The sequence below is a fragment of the Streptomyces sp. NPDC014656 genome (assembly GCF_043084305.1).
GTDB lineage: Bacteria > Actinomycetota > Actinomycetes > Streptomycetales > Streptomycetaceae > Streptomyces.
The window spans coordinates 823210-839575 of sequence record NZ_JBIBZN010000001.1; the positions used below are offsets into that span (position 1 = coordinate 823210).

Sequence of the window (16366 nt, forward strand, 5' to 3'; positions counted from 1 at the left end):
GGGATCCGGGATCCGGGATCCGGGATCCCGGATCCGGGATCCTGGCTCCCGGAGAACCGGGTGAGGCGGGGTGTCCGCTGATCGCGTTCTTCAGCCGACCGGTACGGCCGTGACGCTGATGAAGCCCTCGGGGTGGCTGAGCGGGACGAGGCCGGCGGAGAGGAAGACGCTGGTGAGGGCGGCTTCCAGGGCGTTGCGGATGCCGGAGATCTCCGCCGCCGCGTGCACGTCGGGATCGGAGGCGTGGGCGGTGATGGTGGGCCGGATCAGTCGGTCCGGGTGCCAGGAGACGATGACCGCCGGGCCCTCGGTCTGCGTGGTCAGCCCGCTACCCGGGCCGAAACCGGCGTCGGCGAGCACGGTCTGGACCCGTCGGACGAGTTCGGCGCTCATGAAGTGCTCCGGTCGTCGGGGACGCCACGAGGACGTCTCACCCCGAGTGTCCGCTCTCCCGGCATATGCGTCAATGTTTACGCGAAAAGCGCTTCGCATGAACCGGGACGACAGGGGGAGACGATCCGTATGGGAGAGAACGGAAACGGGTACCAGCCGAGGTGGACCTTCCTCACCAATCACGCCCGGGTCCTGCTCGCGGTGGCCCGCGATCCCGAGATGAGGCTCCGTGACGTGGCCGCCCGCTGCGGGGTGACCGAGCGGACCGTCCAGGCGATCGTCGCCGATCTGGAGGAGGGGGGATACCTCGCCAGGGCCCGCGCCTCCGACGGCCGCCGCAACCGCTATCGCGTCAACGCCGACGCCCCCTTCCGGCACCCCGCCGAGGCCGGACACGAGATCGCCGGACTGCTGGAACTCCTCGCCCGGGAGGACGCCCGCGAGCCGGGCCGTGCCCCCGACCGCGCCCCCGACCGTGCCCCCGGCCCCTCGTCCGCCCTGGACGCGGAGAGGGACGCGGAGGTGGACGCCTGAGCGTCCGGCGCCCGGGGCCCGCGGGTTCCGCGCGCCGTCAGTGCCGCGCGGCGCGGCGGCGGGCGACGACGAGGCCCAGCAGCACGCCGACGAGGAGCGTCACGGTGAGGACGCACCAGAGGGGGAGCGTGACCGTCGGTATCCAGAGCCGGATGGTGACGGAGCCGGTGTTGGCGGCGATGAACCAGACGGCGAGCGCGGCGACCAGCAGGAACCCGATGGTCCGCAGCCGCATGTCCCGCCCCTTGACCGTGACGCTCGCCGGCTTGTGCGGCTTCTTCGCGGTGTTCTGGGACATGAGCCGGTCCTCTCTCGGGGAGGAGGGATGCCCTCCCCAGTATCGGCGCCGGGCGGAGCTCTGTCCCGCCGGAGAATGAGCCCCGGGCCCGGCCGCCCCGCCCTCTCGGCGGCCCGCGACCGGTCACCGCCCGCGCCGCGGCGGACGCCCTCGCGGCGTCCCCGGAGACGGGCGGCGGCAGCGACCGGGTCACTCCGCCGGGTGACCGGACCGGGCGCCGGGGGAGAGTTGTCCACAGGCTCGGGCGGGCGTCCCGGCGGGGGCGCCGGGACGGATAGGCTCTTCGGGTGGCCCTCATCGACGCTTCTTCCGACGCCTCCTCCTCGCCGAACCCCGACGGAACCTCCGACGCCCTGGAGGTCCTCCACCGGGTCTTCGGCTACAGCTCCTTCCGGGGCGAGCAGCAGGAGATCATCGAGCACGTCGTGGCCGGCGGCGACGCCCTCGTGCTCATGCCGACCGGCGGCGGCAAGTCGCTGTGCTACCAGATCCCGGCGCTGGTGCGGCCCGGCACGGGCGTGGTGATCTCGCCGCTGATCGCCCTCATGCAGGACCAGGTGGACGCGCTCAACGCACTCGGCGTCCGGGCGGGCTTCCTCAACTCGACCCAGGACCCGTACGAGCGGCAGACCGTCGAGCAGGCCTTCCTCGCCGGGGAGCTGGACCTCCTCTACCTGGCCCCCGAGCGGCTGCGCACCGAGGGCGCCCAGCGGCTGCTCGACCGGGGCACGGTCTCCGTCTTCGCGATCGACGAGGCGCACTGCGTCTCCCAGTGGGGCCACGACTTCCGGCCCGACTACCTCGCGCTCTCCCTGCTCCACGAGCGCTGGCCCAAGGTGCCGCGGATCGCGCTGACCGCGACGGCCACCGAGGCCACCCACGGCGAGATCGCCGGCCGCCTCGGCCTGGACGAGGCCCGGCACTTCGTCGCCAGCTTCGACCGGCCCAACATCCAGTACCGGATCGCCGCCAAGAACAACCCGACCCGGCAGCTCCTCGACCTCATCCGCGCCGAGCACGCGGGGGACGCCGGAGTCGTCTACTGCCTGTCGCGCTCCTCCGTGGAGAAGACCGCCGCCTTCCTCGCCGAGAACGGCGTCGACGCCATCCCGTACCACGCGGGCATGGACGCCGCGACGCGCGCCGCCAACCAGGCGCGGTTCCTCCGTGAGGACGGTGTCGTGGTCGTCGCGACGATCGCCTTCGGCATGGGCATCGACAAGCCCGACGTGCGCTTCGTCGCCCACCTCGACCTGCCCAAGTCCGTCGAGGGCTACTACCAGGAGACCGGCCGCGCCGGCCGTGACGGCGAGCCCGCCACGGCCTGGCTCGCGTACGGCCTCCAGGACGTCGTCCAGCAGCGCAAGATGATCGACGGCTCCGAGGGCGACGAGAACCACCGGCGCGCCCTCGCCGCCCACCTCGACGCCATGCTCGCCCTGTGCGAGACCGTCGAGTGCCGGCGCGTCCGCCTGCTCGCCTACTTCGGCCAGAAGTCCGAGCCCTGCGGGAACTGCGACACCTGTCTGACCCCCACCGAGTCCTGGGACGGCACGGTCGCCGCGCAGAAGCTGCTCTCCACCGTGTGGCGGCTGGCCCGCGAGCGGCGCCAGAAGTTCGGCGCCGGCCAGATCATCGACATCCTCCAGGGCAAGAAGACCGCCAAGGTCATCCAGTTCGACCACGACAACCTCTCGGTCTTCGGCATCGGCGCCGACCTCGGCACCCCCGAGTGGCGGGGCGTGGTCCGCCAGCTCCTCGCCCAGGGGCTGCTCGCCGTGGAGGGCGACTACGGCACCCTCGTCCTCACCGAGGCCAGCGGCGAGGTCCTCGGCGGACGGCGCCAGGTCCCGATGCGCAAGGAGGCCGCCAAGGCAGCGCCCTCCCGCAAGGAGAGCGGCGGCCGCTCCGGCAAGTCCCGCGTCCCCGTCGACCTGCCCGCCGCGGCCGTGCCCGTCTTCGAGGCCCTGCGCGCCTGGCGCGCCGCGACCGCGCGGGAGCAGGGCGTGCCCGCCTACGTGGTGTTCCACGACGCGACGCTGCGCGAGATCGCGACCACGCTGCCGAAGAGCGTGACCGAGCTCGGCACCGTCGGCGGTGTCGGGGAGGCCAAGCTCGCCAAGTACGGCGAGGGCGTCCTGGAGGCCCTCGCCGGGTTCGCCGGAGCGGAGGGCGACGCCCCGGCGGCCGAGACGGCGGACTCGGCCGGGACCCCGGCCGGTGGGGCCGCCCGGGCCGCGGACCAGCGGGCGGCCGGCTCCGTCGGCACCGCGCCGGCACCGGCCGCCCGTGCCTCGGCGACGGCAGCGGCACCGGTACCGGCCGCCCGGGCCGCCGCCCGTCCCGCCGTCGCGGCCCCGGCCCCCGAGGACGAGCCGCTCTTCTTCGGCGACGACGAGACCGAGCCGTCCTGGGACGACTGGGAGTGACGGGCCTCGGGCCCGGCCGGACGACGACCGTCCGGCCGGGCCCGAGGGCTCCGTACCACCGCCTCACGGGGGCTCTCTCACGCCTCCGCCGCGGCGGACCCCTTCCCCGCCACTGGCGCCGGCGCCGCCGCCGTCTCCACCGCCGTCTCCACTGCTGTTTCCACCGCCTTGTCCGTCGCGGGGCGGTCGAGACGGGTGAGGCCCCGGATCGCCGGGACGCAGAGCATGGCGCCCAGCAGGACGAACGACACCGCCGAGGAGAAGAGCAGCACCCGGTCCGCGCCGAAGGACTCCGCCACCGGGCCCGCCAGCGCGCGGCCCAGCGGGATCACCATGATCGACCCGGCGATGTCGTAGGCCGACACCCGGCTCAGTACGGCCAGCGGGATGTGGGACTGGACGCTGGTCGCCCACATCACGCCCCAGAAGGCGAAGCCGCAGCCGGCCACCATGCCCGTGATGGCCGTGACGGCGAAGTTCCAGCCGAGCGCCGGAGCCAGCGGGTTCAGGGCGAAGAAGAACATCGCGCCGACCCCCGCCACCAGCGGCCGGCGCGGCCGGACCCGCATGCCGAGCAGACCGCCGACGATCGTGCCCAGGCCGTCGGCCGAGGCGATCCAGCCGTAGCCGGTGGCGCCGTGCTGCTCCGTGAGGAGCGCCGCGCCCAGCGGCAGCGAGGGGCCGAAGACGAAGAGGCCGTACACCGCCCACAGCGAGATGACGCCCCACAGCCAGGAACGGGACCGGAACTCGTGCCAGCCGGTGGCGAGCCGGCGCCACATCGGATCGTCGCTCTCGTCGCTCCCGTCGGCCCCAGCGCTCCCGTCCCGCCCGGAGGCGAGCCCCCGCAGCGGCAGCAGCCCGCCGGCGCTGACCGCGTAGGCCGCCGCGATCACCACGAACGACCCGGCCAGGTCCCAGTAGGCCACCAGGAAACCGGCCAGGCCCGGGCCGATGAGCGTGGCCATCGACTCGGAGATCCGCAGCAGCGCGTTGGCCCGCTGGATGTCGTCGGCGACCCGCGGGACGATGCTCGCGAGCCCCGGCTGGAACATCGCCGTCGCCGCGCCGCTCACCGCCATCAGGGCCATGATCTGCCAGAGCCGTACGCCGCCCCCGGCGAACAGCGCGGCCATGACGAGCATGGCCACCACCCGGACCGCGTCCGCGCCGACCATCATCACCCGCGGGGTGAAGCGGTCGGCGAGCACCCCGCCGAAGAGGATGAGCAGCACGATCGGCACCATCCAGGCGGCGAGCGCGTACCCCACGCCGGTGGCCCCGAAGCCGGCGCCGAGGACCGAGGTGGTCACGGAGACCATCAGCATGCCGTCGGCGAGCAGCGAGGCGCTGCGCGCGGTGAAGAAGAGCCGGAAGCGACGCGACCGCCAGGGGCTGGGCAGCGGCCCGGCCCCCGGTGCCGCGACGGTGTCATCGGTGGTCATGTGGCATCTCCCGGCTCCGGCCGGTCCCTTCGCTCAGAATCCGCTGCGCCGCGACGGGGTGCCGCGGCGGGCCCTCGACGAACACGTACCGGTGCGGGGCCAGCACCCCGGGCCGCCCCGGCAGGACGCCCATCAGCGCGGTGTGCGCCGCTTCGGGCGTCGACGCCCCGTCCGGCCGGGCCCGTTCGTCCGCGCCGACGTCCGCGCCGACGTACGCGACGAGCCTCCGGCCGCTCTCCTCGCCCCCGGGGCCCTCCTCCACCACGACCTCGACGGGCCGCCCGCGCAGCGCGTCGGTGAGGGCGGCGGCGACGGCCGCGGGGGAGACCCAGCAGCCGTCCACCCGGGTCCACTCCGGGCCGCGCGCCACCGGCCGCACCCCCGTCACGCCGGTGAGCCCGGGCGCGTCGAGCGGTACGTCGGCCTCGGCGACGGCCTCCAGGAGCCGCACCAGACCGGTGGCCAGGTCCTCGGCAGCCGTCCGGGGGAACAGCGCGGGGTCGGCCCACGTCGCGAGGCGCAGGACCGGCTCCGTCTCGTAGACGAAGGTCAGCAGCCGCGTCGGCAGCGAAAGCCCTTCGTTCCAGCCGATCTCCAGCTCCGGGGCGTCCTCGTCGGGGGCCGCCGCGGCGGCGAGCGTGCCGGCCAGGGCGCTGATGTCGTTGAAGACGGCGTCGCGCGCGAACTGGCTGCCCCGCTCGGTGGTGACCCGGCCGATCAGCTCCCACAGGTCGAGCGCGTCGAAGCGGCTGTGGCGGTACGCGTTCATCGCCGCGCCCCACGCCTTGGCGAGCAGGGCGTCGAAGGACGGCGCGCGGACGTCGAGGCCGAGCAGGGCGTCCTGGGAGAGGGTGCTCACCGAGCGGGCGAGCTTCGGCAGGAAGCGGTTCGAGGTGGGCACGGCCGCGACGCAGACGGACTGGCCCGCCCGGTGGGCGGTGAGCACGCACCAGGCGGTCAGCAGCACCGTGCCGGGGAGGGCGCCGGTGCGCCGCGCGGCGGCGGTCAGCGCCCGGCCGCCGCGCGCCGAGCGGAGGGTGAGGCCCGGGGTGTCGGTCTCGGTGCCGGCGGCGCCGTCCTCGGCGAACATCGCCTGCGGCCCGGTGCGCAGGATCCTCTCCCAATGGGCCAGGGAGGCCGCCGACCTGCGCCGGCCGGCCGGGGTGTTCTCCTCGGCGGCGAGGTCGAGCGGGGTGGGCGAGGTGACCGGCGGAAGCGGCTCGCCCGACAGGAGGGTCAGCCATTCGTCCCGGAGGACCCCGAGGGCGCTGCCGTCGGTGACGGCGTGGCTGGCCGCGAGGGCGACGCGGACGGGCCGGCCGCCGAGGGCGACGATCCTCAGCCGCAGCGGGAAGTCGAGGTCGAGGCGGAAGCGGGTGTCGCGGGCCGAGCGGGCCACCGCCTCGGCGTAGGCGTCGGGGTCCTCGGGGAGTTCGTCGTGGTCGAGGACGGTGACGGTGAACGCGCCGGCGGGGGCCACGACCTGCTCGGCGGGGGCGGGGCCGCCCTCCTGGTACGGGAAGGTGGTGCGCAACGCCTCGTGGCGCGCGGCGAGTTCCGCGAGCGCGGCGAGGACCCGGTCCATCCCGGTGCCCTCGGGGACCGGCCACACGTCGTGGATGTTGATGCTGCCGGGCTCGTCCCGCAGGATGCAGCGGATCATGTTGGCCTGGCCCATGGTGACGGGACCCCGGCGCGCGCCGCCGCCCGCGTAGCGCACGGTGAGGGTGCGGGCCCCGGTGACGCCGTCGGCGGCGGGGGCGGCCGTCACGGCGTCACGGCCGGCGCGGACGCGGCCGGGGGGCCGGCGGGGTGGTTCACGGCGGTGCCTTTCGCGTGCGCGGTCAGGGAGCCCCAGGCGTCGACGAGCAGGGCGAAGTCCTCCATGTCGGAGCGGGCGTCGGCGAGCAGCCGGCCGCGCCGCTCGGCGAAGAGCGCGGCGGCGGTGGCGTACCGGCCGCCGAGGGAGCGGTAGCGGCGGTCCAGCACGTCGAGCCTGGCCTCGTCGTCCGCGGGGTCGATCAGGGCGCTCTCGCGCAGGAGGGCGGAGACGGCGGCGGGCCGCACCCGCCCGCCGGGGTCGAGGAGCGCGTCGCCGGCCGCCGCGAGTCCCGCGTACACCGCTTCGAGGCGGGGGGCGGCGAGCAGGTACTTGGCGAAGCGGAGCTGGTAGGCCAGGAAGCCTTCCTCCGAACGGCGTTCGCCGGTGTGGTAGTTGACGATGTGCCGGTTGTGCAGCACGCCGGGCAGCCGGGCGTGGCGCACCACGTGCAGGAGGAAGTAGTCGGTGCCGATGGTGTCGGTGGCGGGGGGCAGCGGGATCCGGCCGTAGACCTCCCGGCCGAGCGCCACGTTGCACATGTCGACGCGGGTGGGGCTGACCAGGGTCAGGGTGGACAGGTCACGGGTGAACGGGGCGGTGCCGGCTCCCCGGAACGCCTCGTCGATCAGGTTCCGCCGCCAGATCTCCGGATGGCCGGCGGGCACGGACAGGCCGACGACCTCGTGGTACGCCTCCGGGTCGAGCGCGCGGATCTCGGCGACGTCCACGGACGGTTCGCCGATGAAGGACGCTCCGGCGAGGGCGACGGTCCGGTCGGCGCAGCCCGGGTCGAGCCGGCTGCGGGTGACCGAGTCCGTCACGTCCGCCGCCCGCCGCCCGAGAGCGGCCAGCTCGTGGTGGATCGGGAAGACCGGTGCGCCGTCCAGGAGTTGGTAGCGGCTGTCGGAGTCGCGGCGGTGCACCGAGGCGCAGCCCAGTGCCTCGGCCAGCAGGAAGGCGCGGTTGGTGCAGGCGCCGTACGACACGGCGGCCGGCAGCATCAGGCCGAGGAGCCGGTCGGCTCCGGGGAGTCCGGCCGCGGCGACGGTCTCCCGCAGGAAGGCGCGCTGGTGGTCCTCGTCGAGGTGGTGGACGACGACGCCGGGCGCCGGGGCCAGCGCGGCGACCGCGGCCCGGTGCGCGGCGAGGTCGGCGGGCGCCGAGGAGTCGAGGATCAGCAGGTGCACCTCGACGCCGAACTCCCGGGCTCCGTAGGCCGCTTCCTCGGCGACCGCCGCGATCGTCGCCGTGCAGGCGCGGTTGGTGGGGAGGGTCAGGCAGACGCGGCGCACGCGGGCTCCCCGGTCGGGGCGGCCGCGGGCTCCGCCTCGTCGGCGGCCTCCTCGTGCCAGGAGGTGAGGCCCAGCAGGCGGGCGCCGAGCGGCGTGAGTTCGGCGGTGGGGTAGCGCTTGGACTCGTGCAGCACGGGGTCGCCGACGAGGGTGCGGTTCCAGCGCGGGGTGCGCAGGTGGCGCCAGGACTCGACGCGGGAGCGCCGCAGCTTCGCGTGCTCCTCCAGGGCGGGCATCATCGAGAGGTACTGGACCGCGCGGACCCCGTTCTCGGAGGTGTTGCGGGCCACGCCGTGGGCCAGCAGGCCGTTCCAGATCAGCAGGTCGCCGGGGCGCAGGTCGGGGCGGACGACGGGGTACTCGGCGCGGTCGACGTCCGGGCGGATCGGGTCGCGGCCGTCGGGCTGGGCGAGCTTCCACTCCTCGAAGCGGCGGAAGAGCTCGGGGTCGCACTGGAAGCCGCCGGTCTCGGGGCTGGTGTCGTTGAGGGCGATGATGCCCTGGACGCGCTGCGGCGGCACCCCGAGGGTGGTGTCGATGTCCCAGTGCAGCTCGATGTCGAAGCCCCGGTCGGTGGGTTCGATGAGGGCGCGGTCGCGGTTGCGGATGTTGGGCGGGTTGAGGTTGAGCCGGTCGAGGGTGACCCACAGCTCCTCGCAGTCCCACACGTCGACGAAGGCGTCGTAGACCCGCTGGGTCTGGCGGCTGTCCCAGAGCAGCTGGTGGTGGTACGCCTCGACGAAGCCGTAGACGAGCAGCTGCTGGTCGAGTGCGGAGCGCAGCGGCCGGTCCTCGTACCAGCTGTCCGGCCGTTCGGGGTCGAGTCCCTGGAAGTCCCAGGTGAAGTCGAGGAGCCGGCGGGCCGCCTCGGCCGGGATCGCCTCGCGCACGATGACGTAGCCGTACGTCTGCCAGTGCGCGAAGTCCGCCTCGGAGAGCACCCGCAGCGGGCGGGTCTTCTTCAGCTCCCGCAGGGTCGTCGCGGCGAGGTAGGACTCGCCGTCGTCGCTGAAGTAGGGGCGCTCGGTGGCCGCCCGGTGCAGGTACGGGGCGCGCGGACGGCGCGGGGCGGGGGCGGGCGTGGTCGTCAAGGGTCCCTCCAGGCGGGAGTCGGGCGACGTGCGGCGTGCGGGCTCGGGGGTGCGGGGCACGGCGGGACGGGAGCGGGGGGTGCGGACCTGGCGACGGTGGAGGAGCCGCGGGGGACGAGGGAAAGAATTGGTGTAGACCATCATCGGTGTCAAGTGACCCGCCGGTATGCCCCGCGTGTCGGCCAATGGCCCGAAATCCAGTCCCCCGAAGGTCCGTTGGGTGGCGATCTTTGGTCTAGACAACCATCGGCGGACTGGCCTACTGTCCTGCTTGCGCAGCGCCGGAACGACCCGACCCGTCGGCCCCGGCCCGACCACTGCGCCCCGGTCGACGGCGACCGCGAGCGAGGCCCCGCCCGCCGCCCCGTCCGGACCGGCCCGGGGAAGGCGCCGGCCGTGCCCGCGCGACCGACGCCCTTGACCGACCACCCACGCCGAGAGGGAACGGTTCCATGAGCACACCCAGCGCCACGACCCCGTCCGTCGCCGGTCTCCAGAGCCCCGGCCCGGGGCTGATCACGCTGGACCCGGTGCACACCGCCCTGCTGCGCGGCCTCGACACCCTGCTCACCGGACTCGCCGCACGGCTCTCCGCCCCCGAGGTCACCGGCCCGCCGCTGCTCGCCGCCGACGGACTCGCCCGCCTCGACTACTTCCGCAACTTCCCCCATCTCGGCGTCTCCGCGGGCCGGTTCGCCCCCGACGCCTACGACGGCCTCGCCGCGGGCGGGGCCCCCGGCGGCCGGCCCCTCGAACCCACCGGCTACCTGCTGCCCTCCGCCACCTGCTACGGACTGCTGCTCTCCCTGGAGGGCACCGACGTCGGCGAGGACGGCCTGCGGATCTCCGCCGCGGGCCGCTGCTTCCGCAACGAGACCCACTACGACGGCCTGCGCCGCCTCTGGGGCTTCCACATGCGCGAGGTCGTCTACCTCGGAACCAAGGAAGGCGCCGTCGAACACCTGGAGCGCGGCGGCGAGTTCATCCAGGAGACCGCAGGACTCCTCGGCCTCGACCTCACCCGTGCCACCGCCGACGACCCCTTCTACGACAAGGGCGGCTCCCGGGCCCGGCTGATGGCCCTCGACCCGGTCAAGCACGAGTACGGCGCCCCCGACGGCACCGCCATCGCCTCCGTCAACCGCCACCGCAACTTCTTCGGCGAGCGCCTCGGCATCCGCGCCGGAAGCCACGGCCCCGCCTACAGCGCCTGCGTCGCCTTCGGTCTCGAACGCTGGGTGCACGCCATGCTCAGTGCCCACGGCGGCCCCGAGCGGGCCCTCGACCGGCTCCGCGCCGCCACCGGCTGACACCTCGTCAGCATCGATTCACCGCCCGCCCGATTCACCACCCGTCCGATTCACCACCCGTCCTACCCACCGACCCGCAAGGAGTGGAGAACCGCGCCATGGAACGTGTCGCCGCCTGGATCCAGGAGAAGAACCCCGGCCTCGACGGACCGATCGACGCCGACGAGGACCTCATCGAGGCCCGGCTGATCGACTCCATGGACTTCCTGGAGTTCATCGACCTCCTGGAGGACATCTCCGGCACCTCGATCGACCTCCAGGAGGTCACCATCGACGACTTCCGCACCCTCGCCCGCGTCCGGGAACGCTTCCTCGCCCCCGCCGGGTGACCCCCGGCGCCTTCGCGGTGGTGGCGACCACCCGGGAGGTCCTGGACGCCCCCGGCCTCGGCCCGCGGCTCCTCGCCCCCTGGGAGCGCCGCCGCCTCGCGGCGATCCGCGTCCCGTCCCGCCGCGACGACGTCCTGGCCGCCCGCCTGCTGCTCCGCCTCTGCGCCGCCCGCCTCACCGGCCGCTCCCCGGAGGCGGCCGGCATCGCCCAGCGGTGCCCGGACTGCGGCCGGGACGGCCACGGACGCCCGTACCTCCCCGCCCACCCCGGCCTCGGCGTCAGCCTCAGCCACGCCGACGGCCTGGTCGCGGCGGCGGCGGGCCCCGGCCCGGTCGGCGTCGACGTGGAACCGGCGGCCCGCCGCCCCGGCCCCCTCCCGGTCCTCCGCCGCGTCCTGCCGGGGGCCGACCTCCACGAGGCCCTGGCCCACCCGGACCCCGGCCCGGCCCTGCTGCGCGCCTGGGTCCGCGCGGAGGCCCGCTTCAAGGCGGGCCCCCCGCCCCCGGAGGCCGTACACCACCTCGCGGAGTGGACGGACCACCTCCGCGCCGCCGTGACGGCGGCGGTGGCGGCCGGCGCCCCGCCGGCCCTGCTCCCGCCGTCGGCGGTCCTCGGCGGGCCGGCGCCGCCGCCCCGCCGGGACCGGCCGGGTCCGCCGGTCAGGCCCCGACGTACTGCGCCAGGTGCTCGCCCGTGAGGGTCGAGCGGGCGGCGACCAGCTCGGCGGGCGTGCCCTCGAAGACGACCCGGCCGCCGTCGTGGCCCGCGCCGGGACCCAGGTCGACGATCCAGTCCGCGTGGGCCATCACCGCCTGGTGGTGCTCGACCACGATGACCGACTTGCCGGAGTCGACGAGCCGGTCGAGCAGCCCGAGCAACTGCTCCACATCGGCCAGGTGGAGACCGGTGGTCGGCTCGTCGAGCACGTAGACACCGCCCTTGTCGCCCATGTGCGTGGCCAGCTTCAGCCGCTGCCGCTCGCCGCCGGAGAGCGTCGTCAGCGGCTGCCCCAGCGTGAGGTAGCCCAGGCCGACGTCCACCAGCCGCTCCAGGATCCGGTGCGCGGCCGGCGTCCGCGCCTCGCCCGCGCCGAAGTACTCCTCCGCCTCGGACACCGACATCGCCAGGACCTCGCTGATGTCCCGCCCGCCCAGCTCGTACTCCAGCACCGAGGCCATGAAACGCCGGCCCTCGCACTCCTCGCAGGTGGTGGCCACGCCAGCCATCATCGCCAGGTCGGTGTACGTGACGCCGGCGCCGTTGCAGGTCGGGCAGGCGCCCTCCGAATTGGCGCTGAACAGCGCCGGCTTGACGCCGTTGGCCTTGGCGAAGGCCTTGCGGATCGGGTCGAGCAGCCCGGTGTACGTCGCGGGGTTGCTGCGCCGCGAGCCGCGGATCGGGGTCTGGTCGACCGAGACCACGCCGGCGTCCGCCGGGATCGAACCGTGCACCAGCGAGCTCTTGCCGGAACCGGCGACGCCGGTGACCACGGCGAGGACGCCGAGCGGGAGGTCGACGTCCACCTTCCGCAGGTTGTTCGCGGTCGCGCCGCGGATCGGCAGGACTCCGGTCGGCGTCCGGACCGCGTCCTTCACCGAGGCCCGGTCGTCCAGGTGCCGGCCGGTCACGGTGCCGCTGCCGCGCAGCCCGTCGAGCCTTCCCTCGTAGCAGATCGTGCCGCCGCCGGTGCCGGCGCCGGGCCCGAGGTCCACCACGTGGTCCGCGATCGCGATCGTCTCCGGCTTGTGCTCCACGACCAGCACGGTGTTGCCCTTGTCCCGCAGCCGCAGCAGGAGTTCGTTCATCCGCTGGATGTCGTGCGGGTGCAGACCGGCCGTCGGCTCGTCGAAGACGTAGGTGACGTCGGTGAGCGAGGAGCCGAGGTGCCGGATCATCTTCACCCGCTGCGCCTCGCCGCCCGACAGGGTGCCCGCCGGCCGGTCGAGGGCCAGGTAGCCGAGGCCGATCTCGACGAACGAGTCCAGCGTCCGGCGCAGCGACTCCAGCAGCGGGGCCACCGACGGGTCGTCCAACTCCCGCACCCACGCGGCCAGATCGCTGATCTGCATCCGGCAGGCGTCGGCGATGCTGATGCCCTCGACCTTCGAGGAGCGGGCCCCCTCGTTCAGCCGGGTGCCGTCGCACTCGGGACAGACCTGGGTGGTCGTGGCCCGCTCCACGAAGGCCCGGATGTGCGGCTGGAGCGACTCGACGTCCTTGGCCAGGAAGGACTTCTGGAGCTTGGGGATCAGGCCCTCGTACGTGACGTTGACGCCCTCCACCTTGACCCGGGTCGCCTCCTTGTACAGGAGCGTGTCCAGCTCCCGCGCGGTGTACTCCCGGATCGGCTTCGCCGGGTCCAGGAGACCGCAGAGGCGGTAGGTCCGGCCGTACCAGCTGTCCGCCGTGTAGCCGGGGATGGTCAGCGCGCCCTCGTCGAGCGACTTGGTGTCGTCGTACAGCTGGGCCAGGTCGATGTCGGAGACCCGGCCGCGGCCCTCGCAGCGCGGGCACATGCCGCCGGTGATGGTGAAGCTCGCCTTCTCCTTCACCGTCCGGCCGCCGCGCTCGACGGTGACGGAGCCCGCGCCGCTCACCGAGGGGACGTTGAAGGAGAAGGCCCGTGACGAGCCGATGTGCGGGGTGCCGAGCCGGCTGAAGAGGATGCGCAGCATCGCGTTGGCGTCGGTGGCGGTGCCGACGGTGGAGCGCGGGTCGGAGCCCATCCGCTGCTGGTCGACGATGATCGCCGTGGTCAGGCCGTCGAGCACGTCGACGTCGGGCCGTGCGAGCGTCGGCATGAACCCCTGGACGAAGGCGCTGTACGTCTCGTTGATCAGCCGCTGGGACTCGGCGGCGATCGTGTCGAAGACCAGTGAGCTCTTGCCGGATCCGGAGACCCCGGTGAAGACCGTCAGCCGGCGCTTGGGGATCTCGACGCTGACGTCCTTGAGGTTGTTCTCCCGCGCGCCGACCACGCGGATCATCTCGTGGCTGTCGGCGAGGTGCGGGCCGGACGGAGGCGTGCCGTCGTGCTGGGCCGTGCTCAAAGCGTTCTCCCTCGTCAGGGCGGGACCGGTGTCCGCCCCACCTTAGGCGGGGGGTCCGACAACGGCCCGGCGCCGGAGGGAGGTCGGTCCGGCGCCGGAGAAGCGGGGTCCGGCACGCCCGCTTGATAGGCAAGCAGTCACTTGCCTATCGTGGCGGCATGGAGGAGGATCTGTTCAAGGCGCTGGCCGACCCGACGCGCCGGGTGATCCTCGACGAGCTGACCGACCGCAGCGGGCAGTCGCTCTTCGAGATATGCGCCCGGCTGGCGACCCGGCACGGCCTCGCCATCTCCCGGCAGGCGGTCAGCCAGCACCTCGCCGTGCTGGAGGCCGCGGGCCTGGTCAGGGCCCGCCGTGAGGGCCGATACAAGTTCCACGACCTCGACACCAGCCCCCTGCGGCACATCGTCTCGCGATGGCTCGCCCCCGCACCCCCGGAGGACATTCCATGAGGATCAACCTGGCCGGCGTCTTCGTCGACGACCAGGAGCGGGCGCTCCGCTTCTACACCGACGTGCTCGGCTTCGCGCTCAAGCACGACGTGCCCCTCGGTGAGGACCGCTGGATCACCGTGGTCTCCCCGGAGGACCCGGACGGCACCGAACTCGTCCTGGAACCCTCCGGCCACCCCGCCGTCCCCCCGTACAAGCGGGCACTCGTCGCCGACGGCATCCCCGCGACCTCCTTCGCCGTCGACGACGTCCGCGCCGAGCACGCCCGCCTCACCGCCCTCGGTGTCCGCTTCACCCAGCCCCCCGTCGAGATGGGCCCCGTCACCACCGCCGTCCTCGACGACACCTGCGGCAACCTCATCCAGCTCGCCCAGTACGCGTAGCCGCCCGCCCCGGCGGATTCCGGTCAGTCGCCGGCCGCGAGGCGTACCGCGAACGCGCCGATCACGGTGCCCGTGACCCGGTCCAGCACGCGGCGGGCGCGGGCTCCGCGCAGCCAGGTGCCGAGGGCGGTGGCGGAGGCGATCAGGACCGTCGACCAGACCATGCCGAGCAGGACGTGGACGGAGGTCAGCGCGAGGCCCCTCGCGAAGTGCGGGGCCTCGGCCGGGATGAACTGCGGGAGGACGGCGACGTAGAAGACGCCGACCTTGGGGTTGAGCAGGTTGGTGAGGGTGCCCTGGCGCCAGCCGCCGGAGAGGGTGTCGGCGCCGCCGACCTCCACCTCCGCGCCCGCGCCGGCGCCGCCGCGCCGGAACGTCGCGGCGATCATGCGGCCCGCCATCCACAGCAGGTAGGCGGCGCCCGCCCAGCGGAGGATCTCGTACGCGAGGTGCGAGGCGGTCAGGAGCGCCGTCACGCCCAGCGAGGTCAGCGCGCCCCAGATCAGCGTGCCGGTCTGGATGCCGAGGACGACGCCCCAGGCGCGGGTGCGGCGGCCGAGCGCGGCCGTGCGCAGGATGAGGGCCGTGTCGAGGCCCGGGGTGAGGGTGAGGAGTCCCACGACGAGCGCGAAGGACCAGAGTGCGGTGCTCGATGCCATGGAAGGCCAGCGTACCGCAGGGATCCAGCCACGTGTCAGGTCCATGCCGGGGCGGGCCATCGGGGCGCGCCGCCCCCTTCGTAGGCTGCCCCCATGAGAGAACTGTTCCTGCCCGAGCGCCGGGCGTACCTCCGGTGGCTCGACCTTCCGGGCGCCGTCCCGGGCGAAGGCCCCGTCCGCGTCTACCTCCACGGCCTCGGGTGCACCGCCGCCTCCGACTTCGCGCACATCGCCACCCACCCCGCGCTGGGCGGGGGCCGGGCGCTCCTGGTCGACCTGCTCGGGTACGGACTGAGCGACCGGCCCGCGGACTTCGACTACCGCCCCGAGGGGCAGGCCGAGGCCGTCGCCGCGCTCCTCGACCACCTCGACCTGACCGGTGTCGACGTGATCGGCCACTCCATGGGCGGCGCCGTCGCCATCCACCTCGCGGCGGCCCGGCCCGGCCGGATCGCCCGGCTGGTCGTCGCCGAGCCCAACCTGTACGCGGGCGGAGGCGCGTTCAGCGGTCCGGTGGCGCGCCAGTCCGAGGAGGCTTTCGTCCGGGACGGGTTCGGGAGGATGCTCGCCCTGGCCGACCGGGCCGACTACGCGGCGCGGCTGCGGCTCGCCGACCCGCGGGCCGTGCACCGCAGCGCGGTCGCGCTCGTCGAGGGCGGCGACCCCGAGGCCGGCGACGTACTGGGGGCGCTGACGCTCCCCCGGGCCTTCCTGGTGGGGGAGTCGAGCCTGCCGGACCCGGCGGCGGAGCGGGCGGCGGCGATGGGCGTGCCGGTCCTGGAGGTGCCCGCCGCCGGTCACAACCTGATGCTCGACAATCCCGACGGCTTCGCCGGCGCGCTGGCCCGCGCCCTCGCGGGCGGGCCGGACCGGTGAAC

The 16366-nt window shown here is 74.3% G+C and carries 16 protein-coding genes; 8 read left to right on the plus strand and 8 right to left on the minus strand.

Going from position 1 to position 16366, the window contains the following annotated elements:
* Positions 1-90 precede the first annotated feature (90 nt).
* A complete protein-coding gene (locus ACF1ED_RS03645; protein WP_391756729.1) occupies positions 91-393 on the minus strand; it encodes a hypothetical protein in 303 nt (100 codons plus the stop codon).
* A gap of 129 nt (positions 394-522) precedes the next feature.
* Between ACF1ED_RS03645 and ACF1ED_RS03650 the strand changes: the two genes are divergently transcribed.
* The gene (locus tag ACF1ED_RS03650) at positions 523-927 is read left to right on the plus strand and encodes a helix-turn-helix transcriptional regulator (protein WP_391756730.1); all 405 of its coding nucleotides are present in this window, start codon (positions 523-525) and stop codon (positions 925-927) included.
* Positions 928-964: 37 nt separating this feature from the next.
* On the opposite strand, the gene ACF1ED_RS03655 is transcribed toward ACF1ED_RS03650, so the two are convergent.
* A complete protein-coding gene (locus ACF1ED_RS03655) occupies positions 965-1225 on the minus strand; it encodes a DUF1049 domain-containing protein (protein ID WP_391756731.1) in 261 nt (86 codons plus the stop codon).
* Positions 1226-1512: 287 nt separating this feature from the next.
* Between ACF1ED_RS03655 and recQ the strand changes: the two genes are divergently transcribed.
* A complete protein-coding gene (gene recQ / locus ACF1ED_RS03660) occupies positions 1513-3654 on the plus strand; it encodes a DNA helicase RecQ (protein ID WP_391756732.1) in 2142 nt (713 codons plus the stop codon).
* 77 nt (positions 3655-3731) lie between these two features.
* Here recQ and ACF1ED_RS03665 read toward each other — a convergent pair whose 3' ends face one another.
* Genes ACF1ED_RS03665 through ACF1ED_RS03680 form a run of 4 tightly spaced genes read right to left on the minus strand, consistent with a single transcriptional unit; the run spans position 3732 to position 9304 of the window.
* Entirely contained in the window at positions 3732-5099 is a 1368-nt protein-coding gene (locus ACF1ED_RS03665; RefSeq protein WP_391756733.1) for an MFS transporter, read from the minus strand.
* Positions 5086-6870, minus strand: a complete 1785-nt coding sequence (locus ACF1ED_RS03670) for a condensation domain-containing protein (RefSeq protein WP_391756734.1) — start codon at positions 6868-6870, stop codon at positions 5086-5088. Before ACF1ED_RS03670 ends, ACF1ED_RS03665 begins: the two co-directional genes overlap by 14 nt.
* Positions 6867-8213, minus strand: coding sequence for a DUF6271 family protein (locus ACF1ED_RS03675; RefSeq protein WP_391756735.1), 1347 nt, complete (start codon positions 8211-8213; stop codon positions 6867-6869). Before ACF1ED_RS03675 ends, ACF1ED_RS03670 begins: the two co-directional genes overlap by 4 nt.
* A complete protein-coding gene (locus ACF1ED_RS03680; protein ID WP_391756736.1) occupies positions 8195-9304 on the minus strand; it encodes a phytanoyl-CoA dioxygenase family protein in 1110 nt (369 codons plus the stop codon). Before ACF1ED_RS03680 ends, ACF1ED_RS03675 begins: the two co-directional genes overlap by 19 nt.
* Positions 9305-9756: 452 nt before the next feature.
* On the opposite strand from ACF1ED_RS03680, the gene ACF1ED_RS03685 reads away from it, so the two are divergent.
* From ACF1ED_RS03685 to ACF1ED_RS03695, 3 genes are all read left to right on the plus strand, one after another.
* Complete coding sequence (locus ACF1ED_RS03685; RefSeq protein ID WP_391756737.1) at positions 9757-10614, plus strand: hypothetical protein; 858 nt, start codon at positions 9757-9759, stop codon at positions 10612-10614.
* 98 nt (positions 10615-10712) lie between these two features.
* A complete protein-coding gene (locus ACF1ED_RS03690) occupies positions 10713-10943 on the plus strand; it encodes an acyl carrier protein (RefSeq protein ID WP_391756738.1) in 231 nt (76 codons plus the stop codon).
* A complete protein-coding gene (locus ACF1ED_RS03695; protein WP_391756739.1) occupies positions 10940-11641 on the plus strand; it encodes a 4'-phosphopantetheinyl transferase family protein in 702 nt (233 codons plus the stop codon). Before ACF1ED_RS03690 ends, ACF1ED_RS03695 begins: the two co-directional genes overlap by 4 nt.
* Here the strand turns inward: ACF1ED_RS03695 and ACF1ED_RS03700 are convergent.
* Positions 11604-13931 (minus strand): ATP-binding cassette domain-containing protein, encoded by a 2328-nt coding sequence (locus ACF1ED_RS03700; protein WP_391756816.1) that lies wholly within the window; start codon positions 13929-13931, stop codon positions 11604-11606. The two genes, ACF1ED_RS03695 and ACF1ED_RS03700, sit on opposite strands and share 38 nt — an antisense overlap.
* A 221-nt stretch (positions 13932-14152) precedes the next feature.
* Between ACF1ED_RS03700 and ACF1ED_RS03705 the strand changes: the two genes are divergently transcribed.
* A complete protein-coding gene (locus tag ACF1ED_RS03705) occupies positions 14153-14446 on the plus strand; it encodes an ArsR/SmtB family transcription factor (RefSeq protein WP_391756740.1) in 294 nt (97 codons plus the stop codon).
* Complete coding sequence (locus ACF1ED_RS03710) at positions 14443-14829, plus strand: VOC family protein (RefSeq protein ID WP_391756741.1); 387 nt, start codon at positions 14443-14445, stop codon at positions 14827-14829. Before ACF1ED_RS03705 ends, ACF1ED_RS03710 begins: the two co-directional genes overlap by 4 nt.
* 23 nt (positions 14830-14852) lie before the next feature.
* Here ACF1ED_RS03710 and ACF1ED_RS03715 read toward each other — a convergent pair whose 3' ends face one another.
* Positions 14853-15488 carry a LysE family translocator gene (locus tag ACF1ED_RS03715; RefSeq protein ID WP_391756742.1) on the minus strand — a complete coding sequence of 212 codons (636 nt, stop codon included), beginning with the start codon at positions 15486-15488 and terminating at the stop codon, positions 14853-14855.
* Between the two features lie 93 nt (positions 15489-15581).
* Between ACF1ED_RS03715 and ACF1ED_RS03720 the strand changes: the two genes are divergently transcribed.
* Positions 15582-16364, plus strand: coding sequence for an alpha/beta fold hydrolase (locus tag ACF1ED_RS03720; RefSeq protein ID WP_391756743.1), 783 nt, complete (start codon positions 15582-15584; stop codon positions 16362-16364).
* Positions 16365-16366: the final 2 nt, after the last annotated feature.